The sequence below is a fragment of the Candidatus Weimeria sp. HCP3S3_B5 genome, from assembly GCF_052064335.1.
Taxonomy (GTDB): Bacteria; Bacillota; Clostridia; order Lachnospirales; family Lachnospiraceae; genus Weimeria.
Genome location: NZ_JBQHVU010000001.1, coordinates 73,159 through 98,275, shown reverse-complemented (window position 1 = coordinate 98,275; position 25,117 = coordinate 73,159). Strand labels below are relative to the sequence as shown.

The following is a 25,117-nucleotide window of genomic DNA, read 5'->3' as shown; positions in this document are numbered from 1 at the left end:
AATCGCGATCTTATCTCTGGGACAGCTCTCTTGTGATCTCCTCCCAGGAAATGCCCTTGTCGATCATAAGAAACATCAGATGATAGATAAGGTCTGTTATCTCATATATAGCCTCTGTGTCGCCATTGTTCTTGCCGGCTATTATTACCTCTGCCGCTTCCTCTCCAATTTTCTTAAGCACCTCGTCAATACCGCCCTTGAAGAGCTGCCTGGCATAGGTCTCTCCCTCGGACTCCTTCTGCTCCTTGATCAGATTGTAGGTGTTTTCAAATATCCGAAGAGGCGATCTCTCTATATACTCCTTCTTTATGATCTCATTAAAGAAGCATGACGGTGATCCGGTATGGCAGGCAATTCCTCCGACCTGGCTTATCTTGGCAAGGATCGTATCATAATCGCAGTCAGCCGTAAGACTCTTTACATACTGGATATGACCGCTTGTAAGTCCCTTGGTCCATAGCTCCTGCCTCGATCTGCTCCAGTAGGTCATCTTGCCAAGACGGATAGTGGTATTGAATGCCTCCTCGTTCATATAGGCAAGCATATATACCTGTCCTGTCTGGTAATCCTGGGCTATGACAGGCACAAGTCCGTCACTGTTAACCTTTAAGTCTTTCCACTGCAGCTTGGGGTTGAAGTTGTCCATTACTATCCCTCTGTCAGCCAGATCTGACTTAAGCTGCATTATATCTGTATCGTCTTCATTTATGAAGCTTCCGTATATGCCCCTTATGCATTCAGACTCCAGAAGACCGGTGATTCTGTCCAGATCATAGTCATCCTGCTTAAGGATATAAGGAATATCTGTTATATTTTCAAGGCCCTTTACCAGATCCGGATTCATAAGCACAAGCTCATGTACACAGTCATTGATGAAATCCCTGGTCTTAAAGGCAAAATTAACTGTATCTACTGATACCAGTATCTTATCCTTGCCAAAACGAGCCGCTGCCTTTTTTACAAGCTCTATGGTCTCTGGCTTGCCTCCGTTTAAGGCTACCTCAGTGCAGCCGGCAAAGAAGAAAAGCTTGATATCATCCTCTCTTTTTATATTACCGCTGCCGCAGGTCTTTATATCTATGTTTCTGTTTACATTTCTTATCGCGATCAGATTAGTCATATGCTCTGACTCATCATTAGACAGGTCGACAAGAAAGATCTTGTCCACTCCGCTGTCATTGTATGATCTTGCAAGCTCGATAAGATCGACTGTCTGATCTGGATCATCCTTATGAAGAAGAGCTCTTCCATTCCTGATATAGATCGTTGCGATTATACTCTTATGTTCCATTACAGACTCCCTTTTGTTGACAATACGCCTTTTATATTCTGATCTATAGTCACTGCCTCGTGCAGGGCCTTTCCGAAAGCCTTGAAGCTAGCCTCGATCAGGTGATGGGAATTCTCTCCATGAAGCTCATCTATATGCAGGGTCATCATCGACGAATAGGAAATGGCATAGAAAAATTCCCTTACCATCTCAGTATCGAAGTCTCCTACCCTGTCATTTGAGAACTCCTCATTGAATACCAGATAAGGCCTGCCGCTAAGATCTATCACACAGCGCACAAGGGCTTCATCCATAGGAAGAAGTGAGGATCCGAATCTCCTTATCCCTTCCTTATCTCCAAGAGCCTTAGCGATCGCCTGACCTAAGACTATACCACAGTCCTCTATTGTATGGTGGCAGTCGACATCGAGATCTCCCTTGCATGAAAGGCTAAGGTCAAAGAAGCCATGTCTTGCAAAGCCGCTCAGCATATGATCGAAGAAGCCTATCCCTGTATCTATCTGATAAATGCCGCTTCCATCGAGATCTATAACTGCCTTTATATCGGTTTCTCTTGTCTTTCTGTTTACAGAAGCTTTTCTTGTCATCACTTATCCTCGAAACGTACTCTTATGGAATTCGCATGAGCTGTCAGTCTCTCACACTCAGCGAAATCCTCGATATCTCCTGCTATTTCTTCAAGAGCCTCCTTAGAATATGATATCACACTTGACTTCTTTATGAAATCATCAACACAGAGGGCTGAGAAGAATTTTGCGGTTCCATTGGTAGGAAGGACATGGTTTGGTCCGGCAAAATAATCTCCCAATGGTTCTGAGGACCAGGTCCCGAGGAAAATGGCTCCTGCATTTCTTATCTTCGTCATATCAAGGAAAGGATCAGCAGTTACTATCTCAAGATGCTCTGATGCTATCTGATTTACAGCTGCTATTGCATCCTCCTTTGTCTCTGCCACAAACAGATGACCATAATTCTGAAGGGACTTTCTTATTATTTCCTCTCTGGAAAGCTTAGGCAGATAGCCCTCGATCTCCTCGTCTACCTTTTTCGCAAGCTCCTCGCTTGTAGTGATAAGGATAGCTGAAGCAAGCTCATCATGCTCTGCCTGTGAAAGCAGATCTGCTGCTACGAAATGTGCATCTGCAGTCTCATCCGCCAGCACAAGGATCTCTGACGGTCCGGCTATGGAATCTATGCTTACATAGCCGAATACAGCTTTCTTTGCCAGAGCAACATATATATTTCCAGGACCTACTATCTTATCGACCTTAGGAACGGACTCGGTTCCGAATGCCATTGCTGCTATAGCCTGTGCTCCGCCGACCTTATAGATCTCATCTGCTCCGGCTTCATTTGCTGCAACAAGTGTAGATGGATAGACCTTTCCGTCAGGCCCTGGAGGAGTGCACATTACTATTCTAGGTACTCCGGCTACCTTGGCAGGAACTATATTCATAAGTACAGATGATGGATATACAGCCTTTCCTCCAGGAACATATACACCTGCCACTGCTATAGGTGTAACCTTCTGTCCCAGAAAGATCCCGCGTTCATCGGTCGTAAACCAGCTGTTCTGCTTCTGCTTTTCATGGAATGATCTGATATTCTTAAGAGAACGTCTTATTACAGTAAGAAGCTTTTCGTCAACTCTTGAGTATGCCTCCTCGATTTCTTCCTTTGTCACACGGATATTTGACGGATTGAGGCTAGCCTTGTCGAATTTTTTTTCGAGAGAAAACACAGCCTGGTCTCCCTGGGTACGTACCTGATCGATTATCTCTTTAACCGATGATTCATAGCTGCCGTAGCTTATCGGGCTTCTCTTCAAAAGCTTGGTAAGAAGGGTTTTGATATTATCCTCATTTAGCTTTTCAATCTGCATTTCTTATCTCCTTCTGTAAAGCATTTATTATCTCTGTGATCCTGGCATTTTTCATCTTCATTGATACCTGGTTCACTACAACCCTGGCTGAGAGAGGAACTACCTCCTCCAGCACGACAAGTCCGTTTTCCTTTAAGGTACTTCCTGTCTCTACTATATCACAGATCACCTCAGAAAGCCCTACTATAGGCGCAAGCTCTATACTTCCGTTAAGCTTTATTATCTCTACTGTCTGATGCTTCTGATTGTAGAAATAATTCTTGGCTATTCTGGGATACTTTGTGGCAACCCTGATGAGATGTGAGGAATCCAGAAGACTTCTGGCCGATTCAGGTCCTGCTATACACATCCTGCATTTGCCGAAGCCTAAGTCGAATACCTCATATATATTTCTGTTCTCCTCAAGGATAGTATCCTCTCCGACTATTCCTATATCTGCCGAGCCATACTCGACATAGGTCGGTACATCAGGCCCCTTTGAGAGGAAATATCTGATATTCTCCTTTTCGTTTGTAAAGATAAGCTTTCTGGTATCAGGGTCGTGTATCTCCTCGACGCCCAGGCCTATATTGTCAAAAAGAGCCATGGCCTTCTTTGCAAGCCGGCCTTTTCCTAATGCAACTGTTATCATCTCATCCCTGTAGCTCATTTCTCGCCTCCTGTCTCCATTATAGTAAATGACGCATATTTGATACAGAGCTTGTTCTTGTGATCTGTATCGTTATATGAATGCATGAGGACGCGGTTTCCGGCCTTTCTTAATGAGTCAGCCTTCCTGATCGCACTCTTCACCTGATTCCTTGGATAGAGGAGTAGGATCTTGGCATTCTCGATAGGAAGTTCTATATGCTGTCTGTCAATCGCCAGAAGAAGCTCATCAACAAGGATCGCAAATCCAATGGCAGGACGGTCAGCACCGAAATGGCCCAGCAGACTGTCATAACGGCCTCCAGTTACTATTGGCTTTCCACTTCCAAGGGTATAGCCCGCGAAGATTATACCTGTGTAATAATTCAGACTTCTTACCAGTCCAAGGTCAAAGCTAACATAGTCCTCGACACCATAGGCACTTAAAAGCTCGTTCATCTGATAGAGATGTGACAGAGCATTGTATACAGGAGGATAATTCCTGGCCATCTCAAGAGAATCCTTCCATTCGTCAGGATTCATAAAGATCTTTGACAGAAGTGAAAAAAGAGACTGCAGATCCTGGTCCACTTTCTTTTGTGTAAGATATTCTGACAGGCCGAAGAAATTCTTGTTGGATACAAAGTCATGCACATCCTTCTCCTCATCAGACGAAAAGCCTGCAGCCTCTATAAGCCCGTTGAATATATCGGCATGACCTATGCTTATCTGAAACTTACTCAGACCAGCTGAAAGGAATCCGTTTACTATAATAGAGATCATCTCTGCATCTGATTCTATCGATGAATCACCGATCATCTCAGCCCCGACCTGAGTCTGCTCGCTCATCTCTCCGCGCAGAGAATGACGGTTCTTGAATACATTTCCCTGATAGCAGAGTCTGATCGTCTCCTTTGTGTCTGAAAAGAACCTGGCAGTAAGTCTTGCTATAGATGGAGTAAAATCAGGCCGAAGGGCCAGAGTATTTCCATCCCTGTCAAAGAAACGGAACATATCCCTCTCCGGGGTAGAGCCATAGGACTCACTGTATGTATCGGTAAACTCAAACATCGGTGTCTCTACCTGATCATATCCGTATGAAAAGAGCAGCGATGTAAGAGCCTTCATAACATAGTTCTTTTTCTGACACTCATCTCCTAAGATGTCTCTAACGCCCTCAGGCGTATGTAAAAGACTGTTCATCTTTTCTCCTTTTGCTTTAGTATAGTAACGTATTAGCACAAGATAGAATTATATAGAAATATTCTCTGTTTGTCAAGTCGCACCTTCCATCTGTCTCCTCACGTCAAGGTCCTGATTTATCATATCAAGATAGGGAAGAAAATATCCATTCGAGGACGAGAAGAAAAAATCCCTGCTAAGCTCATTTATGGGAACGCTTTTCCTGCCTCCGCTTCTTCCTCTGTTCCAGAATGTAAGAGCCTCCTCGAAGCGCATATAGTAATACATCTCCCTCTTGCTGAAAAATATCAGGAAAAAGGCTATACCGTCCTGTCTCTCAAAGTCCTCCATAAAGGTCATCTGATGCTCATGGATATTATGAAGGGGAAAGGAATCAGTATTGCATTCCTTTGCGTCAAAGCAGACCGGTATTCCCTGTACCGCTCCTATATAGTCGACTGTACTTTTCTTATCGAAATAAGCAAGTCTTATCTGCCTGCTTTCCTTATCTATATCTACCGGAGTTATAGGAGTCGGGATTTTCTGGATCAGAGCCAGGCCCTCTGACCGTAGCGTCTCATTTGTATGATTTACACACTCTTCAAGTGACGAGCCTCTTAGTCCGCGTGAATTAAAGGTGGGCATTTATAAACCTCCCGAATTCCTCTGGAAGCAGATCCACTATCTGTCCTATCCCTGGTATTTCAACAGAATAAGCATGTAGATAAAGCCGTCCGCTATCATGTCCGTATTTGGAATCTCCTGCGACAGGAAATCCAAGGGCAGCCAGCTGGGCCCTGATCTGATGCTTCCTTCCTGTATGAAGTATCACTGTAAGCAAAGTGTAGCCACAAAGCCTTTTTTCAGGTATGAATTCAGTGATTATCCTTTTGCTGCCGTCTGTCCTTTCTGCTGTAACAGACACCCTGTTTCCGGAAAGCTCCTTAAGATATGAAGTGACAGTCACTTTCTCTTCAAATGTCTTATGGCAGATACACTTATAGGTCTTTACTATCCTTCTCTCGCGGATCATCTCTGTAAGAAGCCTCACTCCATGATAGGTCTTTCCGAAAAGGACGATTCCGCTTGTCGCCGCATCCAGCCTGTTTACTATAGATGGAGTAAAATCAGACGATAACTCACCTTCTGAAGCAAGATAAGAAATGATACGCGCATTAAGACAGTCGCCTCCAGGCCTGTTGGACTGGGACAAAAGCCCGGCAGGCTTGTGGACTGCCATAATGTCCTTATCCTGATAGAGTATGTCTGTCTCCGCCAGCAGGACACCCTCAGAGGAGCATATCTGCTCCTTCCTCGAAAACTTCTCAAAGGTCTCGTCAGAAAAAAATATCCTTATCAGATCTCCGTCTCTAAGCAGTTCCCTTCCGGATGCCTTTTTTCCATTCAGAGTGATATTCTTCTTACGGAGCATCTTGTAAATGAATCCGGCCGAGGCAGATGGGAGAAGCCTGATCAGATACTTGTCAAGACGGGAGTCGCTAAAGCTCTCTGCTACTCTTATCTCCTTCATCCGATCAGGTCCCTGTAATCATTTATCATAAGGTCGCAAAGCTCCGATTTCTGATCGAGGTATGGCCTTGAATAATCATCATCAAAGGCAGCAGTAAGCATTCCTGCCGAATTCGCAGCAATAAGCCCAGCAGGAAGATCCTCGAATACCATGCACTGATCCGGAGTAGATCTGAGTTTTCCTGCTGCGGTAAGATACCCTTCAGGATCAGGCTTACCATGGATCACATCCTCAGATGTTACTATAGTTCCGAAATATTCCATCACATCATTTGACTGAAGTGCAGCCAAAGCCAGCACTCTTGAATTACTCGTTACCACTCCGGCCTTTATTCCTCGTCCCTTTATGAAATCGAGAAACTCCGCTGCTCCGGGCTGGAGTCTCACATCCTCCTGATAATGCCTTAGAGCCATATTATTCCAGATGTCTATAAGCTCTTCCTCTGACTCCTTCAGATCGAAATGGGTCTTGAAGTAGACTGCATCCTCAGACATGGAAAGGCCGTCCAGATCAGCCTTAAGCCCATCTGGCACATCATATCCTCTTTCCTTAAGGAATTCCCTGTCTATATCCGGCCACATCCACATGGAATCCACAAGTGTACCATCGAGATCAAAGAGGACTGTCGTGATGTCTTCCTTTAATTTCAGTTTTTCCTTCTCTTTTCTTATCATAAAACAAAAACAGTGAAAAAGGGATAATATCCCTTTTTCACCTATTACTGAACCTTCTTTTCTTCTGATCCATTGTCAGCGGCCTGGTCTTTGATAGCAGGACCCTGCTGGATATCCTCCGGCTTTAGTGAAACCGAGATCTGGCTTCTGTTTACATTTATAGTTTCCAGATACTTCTTCATAGTATTCAGATAATTGCCCATTCCGGTCTGGGTCGTATCTATAGCAGACTGAAGAACGTTTCCTATGTCGCTCATCAGCTGATCTGAATACCTAAGAGATGAAAGCCTTATGCTGTTGGCATCCTCTGTCGCCTTGGTAAGAATTTCATCAGCGTCCTTCTTTGCTATGCCTACAACCTCATTTGCCTTGGCATAGGCCTGTTGCATGATCTCATTCTCACTCATCATCTGATTGGACTTGGCCTTGGCCTCAGCTATTATAGCGTCAGCCTGCTTTCTTGCCTGCTCGATGATCGCATCCTTATTCTTAAGGACTCTCTGATACTGCTTGATCTCGACAGGAGTCCTGGACCTAAGCTCCTCTAACAGGCTCTCCATCTGATCCCTGTCTACAGTTATCTTGCCGCTTGAAAAAACAGCCGGCTTACATTCCTCTATGAAATCTTCAATGCTGTCGATTATATCTTCTATTTCGCTTGCCATAGTCATTTCTCCTGTCCTACCTGGTACTTCGAAAGTACCAGCGGAACTATTGCTTCAGGTACAAATTTCTCAATGTCAGCGCCGTAAGAGGCGAATTCCTTTACTATTGTAGACGAAAGATAAGAATATTTCAATGATGTAGTAAGAAATACCGTATCGATATCAGGATTCTCGACTCTGTTGGTCTGGGCTATCTGCAGCTCGTACTCAAAATCTGTCACAGCCCTTAAGCCTCTTATTACCACTGTAGCTCCTACCTTTGCTGCATAGTCAACCATCAGACCGTCAAAGGAGTCCGCCTCTACGTTTGGAATATCCCTTGTCACCTCTTCTATCATAGAAACCCTTTCCTCAACGGAAAAAAGCGATTTCTTGGCAGAGTTATTAAGTACAGCTACAATAAGCTTATCAAACATTGCTGCCGAACGCCTTATGATATCAAGATGCCCAAGCGTGACAGGATCAAAGCTGCCCGGATAGATTGCTATCTTCATTTTTTCTCCAGAAACACGTGTTGATTGGTCTTATACTGCTTTACTCTTCTTACTATAAAGCCCGAGTCTTCGATAAAGGTAAGGTTCCTGTCCTTCTCCATTTCTATAATCACTATACCCTGATCAGACAGCAGCTCGTTGTCAGCTATTCCCTTAAGCACCTCTTCCTCATTGTGGACGAAGTAAGGCGGATCCATAAATATTATATCAAATGGTCCCTCGTTCCTGACCTGGAAAAGTGCAGCAGGTATCTGCTTCTGTATAAAGGTCGCCTTGTCGGAAAGCTTTGTCTTGGCCAGATTTGCCCTGATGCAGCCTGCACACTTCTTGTCAGAATCAACAAGCACCGCATGTCTTGCACCACGGCTTAAGGCCTCGATGCCTATCTGTCCGCTCCCCGCAAAGAGGTCTAAAAACCTGCATCCGGGAACCTCCAGCTGTATCATATTGAAAAGCGTTTCCTTGATACGGTCCTGGGTAGGACGGGTTTCAAAGCCCTCTGGTGTCATTAGAGGGACACTTCTGGCGCTTCCTGCAATAACTCTCATATTAGTCTCCTTATCGTGATATCAGGGATATACCAAGACGCATGGCCTCGATAGCTGCCTTGCGTCTGATCCTTTTCCTGTCTCCGGAAAAGATATATTTTCTGGTGATAGTAATATCCCTGTAGGAGCCGCCTATATAGACCAGACCAACCGGCTGGTCAGGGCTTCCTCCTCCCGGTCCTGCAATTCCTGTTACAGAAAGAGCCAGATCAGCTCCACTTACTCTTCTGGCTCCCTCTGCCATCTCAGCCGCTACCTGATGGCTGTATACGCTGCAGGTGTCTATTGTTTCCTTCCTTACCCCGAGGATTCTTTCCTTTGCCTCGTCGCAATAGGTGACATAGGCCTCTCTCATGCATGAGCTGATGCCGGAAATATCGCCAAGACAAGAGGCGATCATGCCGGCAGTGGCAGATTCCGCTGTAGTTACAGTTATGCCCTTTGCGATAAGAAGCTTTCCCAAAACATCAGCATAAAGCATTATTTCTGCTCCTTAAGAACGCCCCTGTTCTTAACAAGGTAGTCAATCAGGGAAACCACTGTAAGGATCACTGCTATATACATAAGCAGGGTCTCAAGCACCTTAAAGAACATGGCAAATGGCTCTACCCTTATCCTAAGCAGCATGACTATGACCATTGCCATCTGGAATACAGTCTTGAACTTACCCCAGTAGCTTGCGGCTATGACCACTCCATTGTCTGCTGCAACCAGACGGAAGCCGCTTATTATGAATTCTCTTGCTATTATGATTATCAGCACCCATGCCGGAAGCTGCCCGAAGCTCATAAGGCAAATCATGGCAGTGCATACAAGCAGCTTGTCAGCAAGAGGATCCATGAATTTACCATAATCAGTTATCAGATTGTACTTGCGGGCTATCTTTCCATCAAGCATATCTGTCAGGCTCGCAGCGCAGAAAATGATACAGGAAATTATCCTTGTCAGATCATTATCTGCTCCTCCTGCCAGAAATACCACTGCAAATACAGGTACCAGGAACATCCTGAGAGTTGTAAGCTTATTCGGCAGATTCATCTTCATCTATTATCTCTCCAATCAGATCATAATCCTTTGTTTTAGTGATGCGGACCCTGACCAGATCGCCGCTCATTCTCTGGCGGTCCCTGTCCATGAACACATATCCGTCCACATCCGGAGCATCCCTGTATGTCCGTCCCACATAGACGCGGTCATCAGGTATCTCACCCTCTATAAATACATCAAGGGTTCTTCCGATCAGTTCCTTATTCTTCTCGAATGTGATCTCCTGCTGGACGCGCATAGTCTGATCATACCACAGCTGTTTGGTGACCTCCAAAACCTGTGGCGTCATATCATAGGCTACTGTCCCCTTTTCTCTGGAATATGGGAAAGCGCCTAATCTGTCAAATCTCATCTCCCTGATGAAATCCATCTGGTTCTGATGCATCTGCTCGGTCTCTCCGGGAAATCCGCAGATAAGGGTGGTCCGTAAGCATATATCAGGCATGGCTGCCCTCAGCTTCCCTATCACATCCACTATATCCGCCCTTTTGGTGCGACGGCCCATCCTGCCAAGGATATAGTCATCCGAATGCTGGATAGGCATATCAATGTAGTGGAGGACCTTGGGGTTTGAAGCCATCTCTTCTATAAGCTGATCATCTATCTCCTCAGGATATGCGTAAAGGAGCCTGATCCAGGCAAGTCCCTTTATCTGAGAAAGCCTGTGAAGAAGCTCAGGAAGGCTTTTCTTCCCATAGAGATCGCTGCCATAAAGAGTGGTCTCCTGGGCTACAAGGATCAGCTCCCTTACTCCCTTATCTACAAGTTCCTTAGCCTCAGCAAGAAGCTTTTCCATCGGGAAAGATCTGTAATGGCCGCGGATCTTCGGGATGATACAGTATGAGCAGTTCTTGTCACAGCCCTCAGCGATCTTCAGATAGGCATAATACCCGCCCGTTGTAAGGATACGACCATTGTCAACAGGAGTACGTGAGATATCATCCTCACAGTCCACATGTTCCTCGCCTGCAAGTACCCTGTCAAGGACCTCCTTTACCTCATCATAGGAGCTCGCCCCTACGACTCCGTCCACCTCAGGTATCTCCACACCAATGTCCTTTGAATACCTCGTTGCAAGACATCCTGTGACTATAAGCGCCTTCAGATTTCCGTTTTCCTTAAGAGATGCCATCTCAAGGATAGTATCAACGCTTTCCTGAGCAGCATCCTCTATGAAGCAGCAGGTATTTACTATTATTACATCTGCCTCTGTCTCATCCTCTGTGATCTGGTATCCGTCAGCATGAAGAAGAGAGAGCATATGCTCTGCATCAACGAGATTCTTGTCACATCCTAAAGAAACAAAAAAGAGCTTTTTCATTCGTTGTTTTCCTGATCATCAGAGGTATTATCCAAAACGCCATCAATATCCTCTGCCTCTGCTTCCTCATCGGGCTCATCAGCAAGAGCTGCAGCCTCCTCTTCCTTCTTTGAGGCCTCTGCAGCAGCCTTTGCCTCTCTTAGGCGCTCGGCTACCTGCTCCTTTAGTTCTGCCTCTTTTAAGGCCATATCGGATGCCTCATCATCCGTAAGGATACGCAGCTGTCCTGTATAGAGCTCATTTACCGCAACCGAAAGAGGCTTTTCCTTAGGCCTGGGGTCAATAAGCGGGCGCTTTCCGTCGATCAGCTGTCTGGCTCTTTTTGCGGTAGCGCAGACTATCGAATAACGGCTGTTTACGACTGGCTCTTCTCCGACGTCAGTTCCCTCGTTAACTACCTTCATCAGTTCCACATAGGATGGATGTATCATTTATTATCTCCTTTCGAAAAAGCCTTGAGTTCTTCCTGCAGCTCGGCTATTCTCTCACCATTATATTTTGTCGCATAATGCGCGCTCTCTATTATCTGATGAACCCTCTCGACACTGTCCTCTATCCTGTCATTAACCACTAGATAATCATAGGACGGCATCAGAAGGGATTCCTTTGACGATATGGAAAGTCTCTGGGCTACTACCTGATCGGTTTCAGTCCCTCTTCCTACCAGACGGTTTTTAAGCTCCTTTGCTGACGGAGGTGTCACAAACAAAAGAAGAGCGTCAGGAAAGATCTTCTTCACCTGCAGGGCTCCATTTACCTCGATCTCAAGGATCACGTCCTTGCCCTGATCGACAAGCTGCTTCACATATGCCTTGGGCGTACCGTAGGAATTGCCGTTAAAGGTAGCGTGCTCAAGGAATTCATCATCCCTGACCATCCGGTCAAATTCCTCGCGTGTCTTGAAGAAATACTCTCTTCCTTCTTCCTCTCCCTGTCTCTTCTCCCTGGTGGTCACTGAGATGGAAAGATGATATCTTCCGGGATACTTATTCAGAAGATGCTTCATAATAGTTCCCTTACCTGCTCCCGAAAAGCCGGAAAGCACCACCACAAGTCCTTTACTTACTGCCATTTTCTGTTTCCTCGTCTGTCTTTTCGTTATGCATCCTTCCCTCGATCGTCACAGGAGTAAGAGCTGAGAGGATGACGCTGCCATTGTCAGCTATAATGACTCCCTTGGTCTTCCTGCCCTCACTGGCATCGACCAGACTGCCGTCCTCCTTAGCCTTCTTTACAAGTCTGCTGATCGGAGCCGACTTTGGCGAAACTATACAGAGAATGCGGTCAGAGCTGACCAGGTTTCCATATCCTATATTTATCAGCTGCACCTTTACCTCCTGTCAGAACGTAATCTAATATATTATAAGCCTAAAGACAGCTTATGTCAAAAAAGATTTCAGGCCTTTCTCACCCCGCTGACCTCAGGATGGACTGTCATGGAATAATTGGTATGGTAGATCACAAATCCCTTAGCCTTGCCCGGAGACTTCATGACCTCCTTCCTTTTCACATAGTCGATCTCTGTCTTGTCATTGTCCCTTCCCTTGGAATAATAGGCTGCTATCTGGGCGGCTATCTCAAAGTCCCTGTCTGATGGTTCCCCTCCATCCGTCTTTATTATGACATGGGAGCCTGGCATATTCTTTGCATGGAACCACCAGTCGAGCGGCTTTGCAAGCTTGAAGGTCACATATTCATTCTGATAATTATTCTTTCCGACATAGATATCAGCACCATCATCCGTCACGAAATGAAGGGGCTTTGCCTTCAGGGCCTTTTCCTTCTTGGAATGTGAGCTTTTCCTTAGAAAACCGTAGTCTGAAAGCTCATGCCTTATCTCTGACAGATCCCCCTCATCCTCAGCCATATCAAGAGAGGTAAGGACAGAATCAAGCTCGTCTATATTCTTTCTTGTATCCTCTATCTGCAGACTAACTGCCTCTTTTGTACGCTTAAGCTTCTCATATCTTTTGAAATAATCATTTGCACACTCCATAACAGGCTTCTTCGGGTCGAGAGGGATCTTAAGAGGCTTATTATCATAATAGTTTATTACCTCTATTGAATCATCTCCCTCCTTGGCCTCATATCCATATGTATGCAAAAGCTCCCCATAGATACGATACTTGTCCATCTTCTTTGAGCTTTCAAGCTGCTTCTGCTGAATATTAAGCTTCCTTGACTCTCTCTCCAGCAGGTTCTTCACATTCTTCCTGAGGTCAGCCGACCGCTGCTTCATATTGGAATAGGTGTTCTTTGCTGAATAATAGCTATAGAGCATCTGGCTGACAGACGAAGACCTTGTACAGCTGGCATTCTCATATGAAAGCAGAGGCCAGGCCGAAAACTCAAGCGGCTTTTTCGTGACAGGATCCGAGTATATGACAGGAGACGGCTCTGTCTGATCTATCATTGCAAGGATCTGCCTGAAGGCATCAAACAGGGCGTTTTTCTGGTCCTGGGTAAGAGAGGCCTGGGAGACAGATGGATCGACTCCGGCTCTCAGGCAGACCTCAACAGAGCTTACAGAGGAAAATCCGACAAGTCCCGATGCTATGACTCTTGCCGTCTCTCCTGGCCGTCTTAATATCTCCTCTATAAACATAGTCCTTGTGACATCGAAAGGATTGTATTTATCCTTCTGTGATGGTATGAAATAATCCCTTCCTGGCAGAACCTCACGGACACTTGAGGTATTGGCCCCTATTCTTTTTATCGAATCTATTATCCTGTCATTGTCATCTGTAAAGATGATATTGGAGTATTTGCCCATTATCTCTATATAGAGATATTTCCTTGCGAGGTCACCCAACTCATCTAAATGCCTTATCTGTAGGCGGACCACCCTTTCAAGACCTGGCTGGCTTACCTTCTCTATTACTCCGCTCCCTATATACTTTCTAAGCAGCATAAGAAATCCCGGCGCCTTGAGCGGCGAGATTTCATTTTCCTGTGTCAGATAAATAAGCGGCAGGGAAGCATTTGCATTCATAAGAAGAAGATGCTTTTCCCCACCATTCTTTACTGTTATTATTAGCTCCTCCGGCTGTGGCTGGGCTATCTTTGTGATACGCGAATCCGAAAGCGCCCTGTCAAGTTCCCTTACAAGAGCATGTATAGTTATTCCGTCAAACGACATAATATTCCTCCACAAGCCTTATCTGTTTATTATAAAATATACTAACCTTAAAATCAATCGCAAAAAAATCGGCAGAATACTGCTATTCTGCCGGTCAGATGCCTTAGTCTCAGATCAATTTTACTCTACGACAAGATTATTTATGAGGTATAATATATCTCCTGAAAAGACGAAAACAAAGGCAAGCAGCATTGCAAGTGGGATGATCCTTACAGATTTTTTCATAGAATTCTCCTTTCATGGATCATAATGCTAAGGTATCTGTAAGAATCATCTCATAAGAGCCATCTAATGTCACTCTCATATTTTAATAATAATATTATTATAGCGTTGGTTCGCTTTATCATAAATTGATAAAGGTCCTGTTTCTGCTTATATCAAGCCTTTCGGAAAGATTAGGATACGAGCTTAGGTCTGCTCCATCCTCTGTTAAAAGAGAAAGGGCCCTGGAAGCTTCCTTTAGGATATCTGCATCCTTATATATATCTCCCAGCCGGAAGGAGGCCTCTCCTGACTGCCTGACTCCGAATGTATCCCCGGGACCACGAAGCCTCAGGTCAGCATCAGCCAGATAGAAGCCGTCATTGGACTGGAGCAGGGCCTTTAGTCTGGCCGGAGGAGTTTTGGAGCCAGAGCTGTCGACAAGGATACAGTATCCCTGGGCATCGCCTCGTCCTACACGCCCCCTCAGCTGGTGCAGCTGGGCCAGGCCAAACCTCTGGGCGTCTTCTATCATTATCACTGTGGCATTCGGCACATCTACGCCTACCTCTATCACGGTAGTGGCGATAAGAAGGTCTATCCTGCCTGACGCAAAGTCTCCCATGACCTTATCCTTCTCATCAGGCGCCATAGGACCTGTAAGCCTTCCAAGCCTGATATCATTAGGCAGGAGAGAAGACATCCTGTCTGCATAATCGCAAACATTTTCACCTTCTATATTTTCTGACGCCTCTACGAGCGGACAGATAATGATAGCCTGATGACCCGCTCTTATCTGCTTTACTATAAATGAATAGGCACTGTCCCTCTGCCCTGCATTTATCAGGGCATTCTTAAGCGGCAGGCGCAGGGACGGCTTTTCCTTTATCGAAGAAACCGACATGCCCTGATAGAGGATAAGAGAGAGTGTACGCGGTATAGGGGTGGCACTCATCACTATGGAAAAAACAGCCTGACCCTTCTTTGAAAGCGCCTCCCTCTGCTTTACTCCGAACCTGTGCTGCTCATCGGTTATCACAAGGGCAAGCTTATTGAAAACGACCTTTTCCTGAAAAAGCGCATGGGTCCCAATCACTATGACCGGACCACCGTCCTCAATTACAGAAAGTGCTTCTTTTCTTGCCTTTCCCTTTACGGATCCTGTAAGAAGGACAGGTCTTATATCAAGACCTGCCTCCCTGGTCAGGGAAGCAAGCTTATTATAATGCTGTCTTGCAAGTACCTCTGTAGGTGCCATAAGGGCAGCCTCATAGCCTCCTGAGGCAATAATTGCCATTGCGATAAAGGCAACTATCGTTTTCCCGCAGCCCACATCGCCCTGAATAAGCCTCTGGCTGACAGTTGGACCAGTAAGATCAGTGATCACATCGGATATAGCCTCTTTCTGTCCGCCAGTAAGCTTATAAGGAAGCGCCTCCTCTATCTTCTCAGAAACAGAAAGATCGAGTCCCTGAAGCGGGTTCTTTATCTTTCTCTCATTTAGCCTTACAAGCCTCTGCTGCAGAAGAAAGAGAAAAAACTCATCGAAAACAAGCCTTCTTCTGGCCAAAGCAAGCTGCTCTTTGCTTTTGGGAAAATGAATGTCATGAAGCGATGATGACAGGTCCATAAGGCCGTATTCATTCAGGATATGGTCAGGAAGATACTCACTTATTTCTATCTCTGTAAAAGCATTTACAAGTGCCTTACGGATAGTCTTGTCGTTAAGCCCTAAGACCTTGGAATATACAGGAAGCATCCTGTTTGAGAGCCTGCCATACTCCTCCCTGGAAAAGATCTGGGGAGACAGGAGCTCTATGGAGCCAGCCCTGCAGGAAAGCTTCCCATAAAAGACATATCTGTATCCAGGCTTAAGAGTCCTTTTCAGATATCTCTGATTAAACCATACAAGCGAGATATCATCTCCTCCGACAGATGCAGCCGCAACAGTTATAAGCTTCCTGTTCACATAGCGCTCACTTAGTCTTCTGATCGGACAGCAGACAGAGACCATGGTCTTATCTGATAACAATATCTGGTCTGATATTTCCGGGTAGGTCATATATGTGGCAGGATAATAGGTCAGCAGATCATAAACGCAAAAGACGCCCGCCCTTTTAAACAGGGCAGCCGTCTTTTCTCCTATTCCTTTAACCGCTGTGATATCATCAAATATCTTCATCACTCAACACTTACTATATAGTAATATACATTCTGTCCGCCAGTCTGGAAATCGACCTCGAGAGAAGGATACTCCTTTGATATCCTGGCACTGATCTCCCGAGTTACCTCCTCCTTTGCGTCAGCACCTGTATATACAGTAAGAAGGGCCGAATCAGGAGTCACCATGACTGAAAGCATCTCCATAAAAGCCTCTCCTATGGAAGGGCTTACTGCCTTGATCCCCTCGTCCGTGATACCCATATAGTCTCCAGCCTTTATGGCCCTGCCGTCTATAGATGTATCCCTTACTGAATAGGTGATCTCACCGCTCCTTACATTTGAAAGCTCCTCTGTCATCCTCTTCTGGTTATCTAAAACCGACTGATCAGGAATGAAGTTCACCAGAGCAGTAATGCCCTGAGGAACAGTCTTTGCAGGGATCACATATGCCTTCTTATCATCAAGCAGATCCGCAGCCTGACTTGCTGCTAAAACTATATTCTTATTGTTAGGGAGGATAAACACATTCCTTGCGTTCACCTGCTCGCAGGCCTTTAGGATATCATCTGTCGAAGGGTTCATGGTCTGACCACCCTTGATCACGACATCACATCCAAGCTCCTTAAAGATGCCGTCAAGGCCATCTCCGCATGAAACAGCTACAAATCCTATCTCCTTCTGCTCAGATGTGGTCTGCTCTGCCTCTGCATGGGTATCAGAAGCTGCCGCAGGCTCACTTCCATCGAGAGATGGATTATCTATCCTTATGTCATATGCACTTCCAAGCTTAAGGGCGTGGTTTAAGGCCTTTCCAGGAACATTGGTAAGAAGGGATATGTGCATTGTCTTCTTGTCTGATGAAAGCTTCACCTCTGTACCAAGGCCGCAAAGATAGGCAAGAAGCTCCTGGTCTACTCCAGCAGCGAAGCTCTGATAAGCCTTAAGTGAGAAGGCCAGACTATATTCGTATTTTTTCTCTTCCTGCTCTGTATCCGCACTGCCATCAGCAGATGCAGAAGCTATAGTGATATCTATATCCTTGCCGGAAAGAAGATCATAGGCTCCCTTAAGCACTTCTACAAGTCCGGCTCCGCCAGAGTCTACGACTCCGGCCTCCTTCAGGACTGGAAGGAGCTCAGGAGTAGAATCAAGCGCTGCCTGCGCCGCCTCGACAATGCCTGCTCCTATAACGAGAAGATCATCGCTTTCTGCAGCTGCAGTCTCTGCTGCATCGCTTGCCGCCTTTGCAACTGTAAGGATTGTACCCTCCTTAGGCTGCATTACTGCCCTGTATGCAGTCTGTGTAGCTTTCTTGAAGCCCTCTGCAAGTGAAGCAGAGTCGAGGCTCTCTACATTCTTAAGAACCTTTGTAAAGCCTCTGAAAAGCTGGGACAGGATTACTCCCGAGTTGCCTCTTGCTCCTCTTAGCGAGCCAGAGGAAATAGCCTTTGACAAGCTCTTCATATCCGGATCCTTTATCTCCGAAACCGCCTGGGCAGCCGACATGATGGTGGCTGTCATATTGGTGCCGGTATCACCATCCGGGACCGGAAAAACGTTAAGCTCGTTGATATGATCCTTCTGATTCTCAAGATAACGGGCGCCAGCAAGGAACATCCTTGACAACTGGGCTGCATCAATTGAATTAATAGCCAATGTATCCTCCTTAATCGATGACGCGAACGCCCTCTACATAAATATTTATCTTGTCCACTGTAAGTCCTGTGAACTCCTCGACCTTGTACTTGACAGTCTCACGCAGGTTTGCTGCTACAGTCGCAATAGAAACTCCATAGCTTATGATGCAGTGAAAATCAAGAGAAATGCTTCCATCGTCATTGTAAGCAACCTGTATACCGTGTCCAAGATACTCCTTTTTAAGAAGCTTGACAAGCCCATCCTTCATATTGACCGCAGCCATGCCTACTATCCCGAAGCACTCCACAGCAACGGATCCCGCATAGGTGGCAATGACATCGGTATCTATTATGATCTTTCCCAGATCATTTTCCATCTGACCCTGTGCCTGCATAAATTCCTCCATTCAAAATTTTTTCAGCTAGTTCATATTATATCTAAATCCCCGGAAATTTCAACAAGAAAGTTAAAATGCTAAAATTACCTCTTGCATTTTGTATTTAGATTTGATAGAATACAATAGTTGTGTCGCAAGAAGACACCTTTATGTAGATTATTCGATAAGGAGGTGCTAAGAATGGCAAAATGTGCTGTCTGTGGCAAGGGCGCTCACTTCGGAAATAATGTGAGTCATTCACACAGAAGGTCGAACCGAATCTGGAAATCAAACGTTAAGTCTGTTAAATGCATCGTAAACGGTGCTCCGAAGAGATTATACGTCTGCGCTTCCTGTCTTCGTTCAGGCGCTGTGGAGAGAGCTTAATATAGAGCCACTTAAAGGAGCTGTCCAATGGACACCTCCTTTTTTGTTACTCTTCTTTAGCTGAAGCAGCCTTTTTTACCCTTTCCTCGATTTCCTCCTTACAAGCCTCCCTGGCCTCCTTTTCCTCTTCTCTGTCTGCCTTCCCGGATCCCATCTTTCCCTTTATCATATCCACAAATTCAGGAAGCAGATCGAGAAGCTTGTCCATGCCTGTCCTGGTACCTATATCCATAAGTCTGACAGAATCCCCGCGGATCACAAGCACTGACTGGGGACGGGCCTTTACACCTATTCCTCCGGCACTGTTGGAATTTTTCTCTCCGTTGAAGGCTCCGCTTATCATTCCGACCGAAAGGTCGATTATAGGGATGATAGTCGTCTCTCCAACCACGACAGGATCGCCGATCACCTGCTTTGTCGAAAAATTCTTATCAAGCCCCTCAAACAGTGAACTTACGGTATTGTTGAAAGTATCTCTTGTCATATATCAGTCTCCTTTTGCCGCAATCGTCTTTATCACATAGTATAACAGAATACAGACAAAAATAGAACCACCCGCATCAATCCTGCCTCTGATAAATGCCTCATCACTTAACAGATCAGCATCAACCGAGATCTGCCTGCCATACATGAATGGAAGCGAAGCAAGGCCCCCATATATAAGAGCCGTAGTGTCAGGCTCTCCAGCAGAAAAGGAAAGCACAGCACTCCTTATATGTATATGGCATTTTGCCAGGAAGGAAAAGGCATTCTTTATTATAAGAGAAAGCCTCTTTTTCACAAAGTCCATAAGAGAGCCCTTCCTTTTGCCCCTGCTTTTCTTCTTGTCCTTATGCCTGCTCTTATCTGCATCCGTCCCCTGCTTTTTCTTCTTGCCAAGAGGCTTTATCAGATAAAAGATCCGTAAGTCTATCTTCTCCTCCACAGATGTGTCGATCAGAAGGTCTACAAGGCGCAGCGGATCATGAAGCGAAAGCCTTATCGTCTTCCTGTCGAAATCCCCGACTAATGAAAAGCCAAAGGGTGCAAACAGGAAGTAGGCAATAAGCGCAAGTATTACAGCTATAATTATTAGTATTATTCTTATCATCTAAGATAGGTCTCAAACATTTTTCTTGCAAGAGGAGCAGCGTGGGAGGAACCGGCGCCTGCACCTTCCATTATTACAGCTACAGCGATCTTTTTCTTTCCATTTTTTGCAAAGCCAACGAACCAGGAATGAGCCTTGCTCTTGTCTTCTGAAAACTCAGCTGTCCCTGTCTTTCCATATGCTGTATAGGAGGATGAATTTACAACCCTTCCTGTACCGTTTGTCACTACGTATCTCATCAGCCGTCTAAGCGTCTTTGCCTCCGAGGCAGAGCAAAGTCTTAGTTCTGAGCTTACATGTCCTCTTACCAGACTCCCTCTGTTGTTTTCGATATGGTCGCAGACATAGGGCTTCTTCAGGACTCCGTCATTTGCGACCGCCTCGCAGATCATTGCCATATGCAGAGGGGTGACTAGAGTATTTCCCTGACCAATAGCGGTCTGCATTACAAGAGCGTCGTCATCAGATGCCTTAAGAGTAAATCTGCTCTGCTTGACATTTAATATATCCGTAGGCAGCTTCTGATTGAAATAGAATTCATCTGCTGTACTCTTCAAAGCCCCCTTGGGGAGAGAAAGTCCCACCTGGGAAAAGGCTACGTTACAGGAGTTTCCAAAAGCCTGAAGAAAGGTCTGTCTGCCATGGACCTCACCACCGTAGCAGTGGATAGTATATCCTCCGGTCGAATATGATCCCTTACAGTCGAAGGTATCGCTTAGACTTCCGCCATTTTTAAGAAATGAAAGTGCCGTTAATATCTTAAAGGTCGAGCCTGGCGGATAGAGTCCCTGACTGGCCCTGTTCAAAAGAGCCGAATCCTCGCTCTTAGAGAGACTCTTCCATTCCTGATCAACTGTATTCGGATCGAAATCCGGCTTAGATACCATGGCAAGGATAGCTCCAGTATCCGCATCTATCGCGACGCAGGCTCCCTTGTAGCTTCCCATTCCGTAATAGGCACTCTGCTGGAGCCGGCTGTCCAGGGTCGTTACTATATTGTCCCCGGGATTTTTCTGTTCCTTCAGATCATTCATTATCCTCTCAAGGATAAAGGCATGGGATCTTAGCATATAGAAGCTCTTATCCGATTCTATGCCGCTCATGCCATTCGAATTGAAGCCTACCACATGGGCATATTCCCTGCCCTTTGGATACTCTCTTACTTCCTTGCCGTTTCTTGTGATGGTACGGGCAAGAACTGTCCCGTCATTTGCCTTTATCTCACCTCTTACCACAAGCTTTTCAAAGCCCTTGACTCTTGGGTTTGCAGGGTTATTGATGAAATCCTCACTCTTAAAGGCCATGAAATATATGAAATATCCTACAAGCAAAAGGAAAAGGATAAGAAACATATAGGCTGCTATACCTGCCTCTGTATTCAGAGAATGCCTTTTATTGTCTGGCTCCTCCTGCCCTCTTCTTCTCCTCGTATCTCGTTTCTGACTCATTTATATCTTCCTTTTCTCCTCTGTATTCATATAGTCCTTCTATCATTGCAAAGATAAGCATTGTCGCAAGAAGCGAGCTTCCTCCATAGCTAACAAGAGGAAGCGTGACTCCTGTTGACGGAATGAATTTCGTGACTCCACCCAGGGTCGTAAATACCTGTGAGGCATAAAGCGCCCCTAAGCCTATGGCGATTATCTTGTAGAATCTGTTCTTTATAGTGAGTGCTATATTAAAGAACATAAGGAAATTAGCTATACAGATAAAGATAAGGCAGAGTGCGAAAAGCCCTCCGAGCTCCTCCGAAATCGCCGAAAAGATAAAATCCGTAGTGACAACCGGTATCCTCTTTGGCATTCCCTGATAGAGACCTACTCCGAACCATCCGCCTGTACCAATGGCGAACAGGGACTGACTGATCTGATAGCCGGCTCCGTTTACCACTGAAAGAGGGTCCTTCCAGGCAAGTACCCTTACCCTCACATGGGAAAAGGCGTAATATCCTATAACAGACGCCACTGCAAAAAGGCCGGCCCCCGACAGCATATATAAGGCATTCTGGGAGGCGGCATAGATCATAACGATCATAGTAAGGAAAAATATCATAGCGTTTCCCAGATCCTTTGATATAGCAAGTATCAGGATCAGAATGCAGCAGAGAAGCAGGGTCTTCATTACCTGCTTCCATGACGAATCCTGATAAAGCATACAGGCTATGAAAAGCACCATAAGGACCTTTACAAACTCTGATGGCTGGATAGCTATCCCCCCTATGCTTATATTGATCTTTGAGCCATAGGTAGTCTTTCCTATCACAGCCACTATTCCAAGAAGAAGGATCCCTGCCCCTATATAAAACAGCTTAAGGCTCTTTATAAGCCTTACATTCCCTAGAAAGAGAGGTATGAAGCAGGTTATTATAAGGGCAAGGCAGGCAAAGAGCAGCTGCCTTAGGGCCTTTGGCTGATCAAGCCTTGTAAGCATGATAAAGCCTATAGATAGCAGCATACACATATTGTTTACCACTGCCTTGCTCGCGCTCTCATAGATCTTCTTGTAGATTATCATGGCGATCGCCGTAAAGACTATCTCGGCTGCCATCATGACAAATATCTTCGGCTCATTTGTATTGAGAAACAGGAGCAGGTTTCCGTTTATCAGGAAAAGATAAATCATGGCGGTCTGTCTCCTGTAGAGCCTTTTCGAATCTCTTCCATGCCTCTCTACTCGAAGAGCCGCAAAGCAGTCATAGGTAAATATAGCGAATATGATGATAAAGGTCAGTCTCGAGACCTCGGTAATCAGATGAATCACTATGACACTCCTCTGTGAAAATGTCCGCGAGTCGCCTGGCAGACATCCTCACACTTGTTGTTTTTTATCATTTGAAGGATCCTTACTGTCTCCTTTTCATTTTCTACAGTAAGATCAGCCCTGACGCCTGCAAAGCCCATTTCCCAAAGTCTGTCAAGGAAGGGTAAAAGCGAGGTCGGCAGGCTGTTATAGATCACATTTGTACAGCTGCTGCAGAAATTAAGGCAAAGAAAGCTGCTCTTCCTGTCATCCAAAAGATAGAGCTCCTCCTGTCTCCTGTCACAGCCCCTGCTGTTCTTATGCTGACAGGTCGCCGTATACATAACGGGAGTTCTGCCGTATACAGTGATAAAAGAACTGCTGTTGTCGAGATGAGACAGTTCCTTTTCGTTAAGTTCGTATGGTGCCGTAAGAAAGGCTGCTCCCTTTGACAAAAGAAAGCTCCTGCTCCTGTCAGACCAGGAATAGACTCTCTGATCCAGGATCATGGGCAGATCAGGGAAATTGTAAGAAGCATACTGCATTTCATCAAAGGATGAGACAATCAGTCCGTCAAAAATGCCGTCATCTATCTGAGGGAGCTTATCGGATCTTAATATATGCGGAAGACAAAGATACTTAGCCGCCCCTATGCCCCTTATCACAGACATATCCATCCTGCTGTACAGGTCATAGTCAAGGGCTATAATATCATCATCTGAAAGTATACGGTCAGCTGAGAGAAGCTGCTCCTTACTGAGGCAGCTTACCAGAAGGCGTCTGCTACCCCTTATCCTTTTTCTCTTTTCTGTCATTGGCTTGAATGGAAGCGGCTCATTTCTACTCTGCACGAGTCCTCCAAGAAGCTTATCCACTGCCTCTCTTCTCAGCCTTTTAATAAGGCTTACCGGAATAAAGGCATCCCTGTCTATATCAAGCCCGACATCAGTGATCTCAATACGATCATCTCCGCTCCGGCGGATCTTTTCTCTTATCTCATCTGAGATATCGGCTTCCTTTCTTGCCTTCTCTATGACTGGCCCAAAAGCCCTTACTGTATGCTTCTGATCCGAAAGCTCAAGAGAAATGTCTTCTCCGACCTTAGCATGAAGAAAGGCCTTTGCTCTTGTTTTATTTAAAGCGATAGAAACAGCGGCAGGGCCGTCAGATGAAAACGATGAATTGGCAAATGATATCATCTCAGGTCCGTTACGCCTGCTTAAATATCCGTCGCATCCTCCTGCCCGGCTCCCCGCCTCTATTGCTTTATTATAAAGAGCCTCTGACTCCCCATCTGAAAGCGGCTGTCCGCTCATAGCAGCATCTGCCGCCCATCTGTAGGATGATACAACTCTTGCCACATACTCCTTTGACTTCATCCTGCCCTCTATCTTAAGAGATGAGCAACCTGCCCTGTAAAGCTCTGCCACATGATCTATTGTTATCAGATCCTTCATCGAAAGAGGATATCTGCCCGGAAGCCTTATCCGATCGCCCTTCTGATCCAGAAGTCTGTAGCACTTCCTGCATGGCTGGGCGCATCTTCCCCTGTTGCCGCTTCTGCCGCCTATCATCGAGCTCATAAGGCACTGTCCGGAATAGGAGACACAGAGGGCTCCATGTGCAAAACATTCAAGCTCTATGTCTACGGCCTTATGGATCCTTTCTATCTCCTTAAGCGAAAGCTCTCTTGCTAAAACGACTCTTTTTGCTCCCAGCTCCTTGAAAAAGGCTGCGCCATATTCAGATGTCACATTGGCCTGGGTGGAAATATGAAGATGGAGTTCAGGGAAATATTCGCGGACAAGCTGCATAAGTCCTATATCCTGCACCAGAACCGCATCGATTCCCGCATTATAATAATCCTTAAGATAGGAATAAACCTTTTTTTCTATTTCGATGCTTTTAAGTAATGTGTTTACAGTAAGATAAGTTCTTGCGCCTCTCTTATGAGCAAAATCAATCCCGGCGCAGGCCTCTTTAAATGAAAAATTCGTGGCATATGCCCTTGCCCCGAATTCCTCTCCACCAAAATATACCCCTGTAGCACCGGATAGAACCGCTGTCTTCAGGATTTCAAGATCCCCTGCCGGGGCCAGTACCTCAAGCTGTCTGTCCATGA

General features: G+C 45.6%; 27 protein-coding genes. 1 reads left to right on the top strand and 26 read right to left on the bottom strand.

The features are described 5' to 3' along the window. Positions 1-10: 10 nt before the first annotated feature. The 21 genes from hisIE to ACTNCK_RS00380 form a co-directional block, all read right to left on the bottom strand. Entirely contained in the window at positions 11-1,291 is a 1,281-nt protein-coding gene (gene hisIE / locus ACTNCK_RS00480; protein ID WP_441080305.1) for a bifunctional phosphoribosyl-AMP cyclohydrolase/phosphoribosyl-ATP diphosphatase HisIE, read from the bottom strand. Continuing rightward, positions 1,291-1,878: an imidazoleglycerol-phosphate dehydratase HisB gene (gene hisB / locus ACTNCK_RS00475; RefSeq protein WP_441080304.1), complete on the bottom strand. Its 588-nt coding sequence runs from the start codon at positions 1,876-1,878 to the stop codon at positions 1,291-1,293. Before hisB ends, hisIE begins: the two co-directional genes overlap by 1 nt. Beyond that, positions 1,878-3,173: a histidinol dehydrogenase gene (gene hisD / locus ACTNCK_RS00470; protein ID WP_441080303.1), complete on the bottom strand. Its 1,296-nt coding sequence runs from the start codon at positions 3,171-3,173 to the stop codon at positions 1,878-1,880. The genes hisB and hisD overlap by 1 nt, the downstream gene beginning before the upstream one ends. Continuing rightward, positions 3,163-3,822, bottom strand: coding sequence for an ATP phosphoribosyltransferase (gene hisG, locus ACTNCK_RS00465; RefSeq protein WP_441080302.1), 660 nt, complete (start codon positions 3,820-3,822; stop codon positions 3,163-3,165). Before hisG ends, hisD begins: the two co-directional genes overlap by 11 nt. Beyond that, positions 3,819-5,003: an ATP phosphoribosyltransferase regulatory subunit gene (hisZ, locus tag ACTNCK_RS00460; RefSeq protein WP_441080300.1), complete on the bottom strand. Its 1,185-nt coding sequence runs from the start codon at positions 5,001-5,003 to the stop codon at positions 3,819-3,821. The genes hisG and hisZ overlap by 4 nt, the downstream gene beginning before the upstream one ends. A 72-nt stretch (positions 5,004-5,075) precedes the next feature. Next, entirely contained in the window at positions 5,076-5,627 is a 552-nt protein-coding gene (locus ACTNCK_RS00455; RefSeq protein ID WP_441080299.1) for a Holliday junction resolvase RecU, read from the bottom strand. After that, complete coding sequence (locus ACTNCK_RS00450; RefSeq protein ID WP_441080298.1) at positions 5,614-6,513, bottom strand: RluA family pseudouridine synthase; 900 nt, start codon at positions 6,511-6,513, stop codon at positions 5,614-5,616. Before ACTNCK_RS00450 ends, ACTNCK_RS00455 begins: the two co-directional genes overlap by 14 nt. Next, positions 6,510-7,187 (bottom strand): HAD family hydrolase, encoded by a 678-nt coding sequence (locus ACTNCK_RS00445; protein WP_441080297.1) that lies wholly within the window; start codon positions 7,185-7,187, stop codon positions 6,510-6,512. Before ACTNCK_RS00445 ends, ACTNCK_RS00450 begins: the two co-directional genes overlap by 4 nt. A 44-nt stretch (positions 7,188-7,231) precedes the next feature. Then, a complete protein-coding gene (locus tag ACTNCK_RS00440; RefSeq protein WP_441080296.1) occupies positions 7,232-7,852 on the bottom strand; it encodes an ATPase in 621 nt (206 codons plus the stop codon). Positions 7,853-7,854: 2 nt separating this feature from the next. Further along, entirely contained in the window at positions 7,855-8,346 is a 492-nt protein-coding gene (gene coaD / locus ACTNCK_RS00435) for a pantetheine-phosphate adenylyltransferase (protein WP_441080295.1), read from the bottom strand. Continuing rightward, positions 8,343-8,894: a 16S rRNA (guanine(966)-N(2))-methyltransferase RsmD gene (gene rsmD, locus ACTNCK_RS00430; protein ID WP_441080294.1), complete on the bottom strand. Its 552-nt coding sequence runs from the start codon at positions 8,892-8,894 to the stop codon at positions 8,343-8,345. The genes coaD and rsmD overlap by 4 nt, the downstream gene beginning before the upstream one ends. 10 nt (positions 8,895-8,904) lie before the next feature. Further along, positions 8,905-9,375, bottom strand: coding sequence for a CinA family protein (locus tag ACTNCK_RS00425; RefSeq protein ID WP_441080292.1), 471 nt, complete (start codon positions 9,373-9,375; stop codon positions 8,905-8,907). Next, positions 9,375-9,932 carry a CDP-diacylglycerol--glycerol-3-phosphate 3-phosphatidyltransferase gene (pgsA, locus tag ACTNCK_RS00420; RefSeq protein WP_441080506.1) on the bottom strand — a complete coding sequence of 186 codons (558 nt, stop codon included), beginning with the start codon at positions 9,930-9,932 and terminating at the stop codon, positions 9,375-9,377. Before pgsA ends, ACTNCK_RS00425 begins: the two co-directional genes overlap by 1 nt. Beyond that, positions 9,916-11,262 carry a 30S ribosomal protein S12 methylthiotransferase RimO gene (gene rimO / locus ACTNCK_RS00415; RefSeq protein ID WP_441080291.1) on the bottom strand — a complete coding sequence of 449 codons (1,347 nt, stop codon included), beginning with the start codon at positions 11,260-11,262 and terminating at the stop codon, positions 9,916-9,918. Before rimO ends, pgsA begins: the two co-directional genes overlap by 17 nt. Next, on the bottom strand, positions 11,259-11,693 hold the full coding sequence (gene rpoZ / locus ACTNCK_RS00410) for a DNA-directed RNA polymerase subunit omega (RefSeq protein WP_441080289.1): 435 nt from the start codon (positions 11,691-11,693) through the stop codon (positions 11,259-11,261). The genes rimO and rpoZ overlap by 4 nt, the downstream gene beginning before the upstream one ends. Continuing rightward, entirely contained in the window at positions 11,690-12,334 is a 645-nt protein-coding gene (gene gmk / locus ACTNCK_RS00405) for a guanylate kinase (RefSeq protein ID WP_441080288.1), read from the bottom strand. Before gmk ends, rpoZ begins: the two co-directional genes overlap by 4 nt. After that, on the bottom strand, positions 12,321-12,590 hold the full coding sequence (locus ACTNCK_RS00400) for an extracellular matrix/biofilm biosynthesis regulator RemA family protein (protein WP_441080286.1): 270 nt from the start codon (positions 12,588-12,590) through the stop codon (positions 12,321-12,323). Before ACTNCK_RS00400 ends, gmk begins: the two co-directional genes overlap by 14 nt. Before the next feature lie 68 nt (positions 12,591-12,658). Then, the gene (locus tag ACTNCK_RS00395) at positions 12,659-14,401 is read right to left on the bottom strand and encodes an Rqc2 family fibronectin-binding protein (protein WP_441080284.1); all 1,743 of its coding nucleotides are present in this window, start codon (positions 14,399-14,401) and stop codon (positions 12,659-12,661) included. A 343-nt stretch (positions 14,402-14,744) separates the two neighbouring features. Continuing rightward, positions 14,745-16,784: an ATP-dependent DNA helicase RecG gene (gene recG, locus ACTNCK_RS00390; protein ID WP_441080282.1), complete on the bottom strand. Its 2,040-nt coding sequence runs from the start codon at positions 16,782-16,784 to the stop codon at positions 14,745-14,747. Continuing rightward, positions 16,784-18,421, bottom strand: a complete 1,638-nt coding sequence (locus ACTNCK_RS00385; protein ID WP_441080280.1) for a DAK2 domain-containing protein — start codon at positions 18,419-18,421, stop codon at positions 16,784-16,786. Before ACTNCK_RS00385 ends, recG begins: the two co-directional genes overlap by 1 nt. A 10-nt stretch (positions 18,422-18,431) precedes the next feature. Further along, positions 18,432-18,797: an Asp23/Gls24 family envelope stress response protein gene (locus ACTNCK_RS00380; RefSeq protein ID WP_441080278.1), complete on the bottom strand. Its 366-nt coding sequence runs from the start codon at positions 18,795-18,797 to the stop codon at positions 18,432-18,434. Positions 18,798-18,980: 183 nt separating this feature from the next. Between ACTNCK_RS00380 and rpmB the strand changes: the two genes are divergently transcribed. After that, positions 18,981-19,166, top strand: coding sequence for a 50S ribosomal protein L28 (rpmB, locus tag ACTNCK_RS00375; RefSeq protein ID WP_441080276.1), 186 nt, complete (start codon positions 18,981-18,983; stop codon positions 19,164-19,166). A gap of 46 nt (positions 19,167-19,212) precedes the next feature. Here the strand turns inward: rpmB and ACTNCK_RS00370 are convergent, their stop codons facing one another. The 5 genes from ACTNCK_RS00370 to ACTNCK_RS00350 are packed head-to-tail and all read right to left on the bottom strand — an operon-like array spanning position 19,213 to position 25,115. Continuing rightward, complete coding sequence (locus tag ACTNCK_RS00370; protein WP_441080275.1) at positions 19,213-19,650, bottom strand: GerW family sporulation protein; 438 nt, start codon at positions 19,648-19,650, stop codon at positions 19,213-19,215. Between the two features lie 3 nt (positions 19,651-19,653). Further along, the gene (locus ACTNCK_RS00365) at positions 19,654-20,256 is read right to left on the bottom strand and encodes a hypothetical protein (protein ID WP_441080273.1); all 603 of its coding nucleotides are present in this window, start codon (positions 20,254-20,256) and stop codon (positions 19,654-19,656) included. Then, a complete protein-coding gene (locus ACTNCK_RS00360) occupies positions 20,253-21,704 on the bottom strand; it encodes a peptidoglycan D,D-transpeptidase FtsI family protein (protein ID WP_441080271.1) in 1,452 nt (483 codons plus the stop codon). Before ACTNCK_RS00360 ends, ACTNCK_RS00365 begins: the two co-directional genes overlap by 4 nt. After that, positions 21,649-23,016 (bottom strand): FtsW/RodA/SpoVE family cell cycle protein, encoded by a 1,368-nt coding sequence (locus ACTNCK_RS00355; RefSeq protein ID WP_441080270.1) that lies wholly within the window; start codon positions 23,014-23,016, stop codon positions 21,649-21,651. Before ACTNCK_RS00355 ends, ACTNCK_RS00360 begins: the two co-directional genes overlap by 56 nt. Next, positions 23,016-25,115, bottom strand: coding sequence for a peptidase U32 family protein (locus tag ACTNCK_RS00350; RefSeq protein ID WP_441080268.1), 2,100 nt, complete (start codon positions 25,113-25,115; stop codon positions 23,016-23,018). The genes ACTNCK_RS00355 and ACTNCK_RS00350 overlap by 1 nt, the downstream gene beginning before the upstream one ends. Positions 25,116-25,117: the final 2 nt, after the last annotated feature.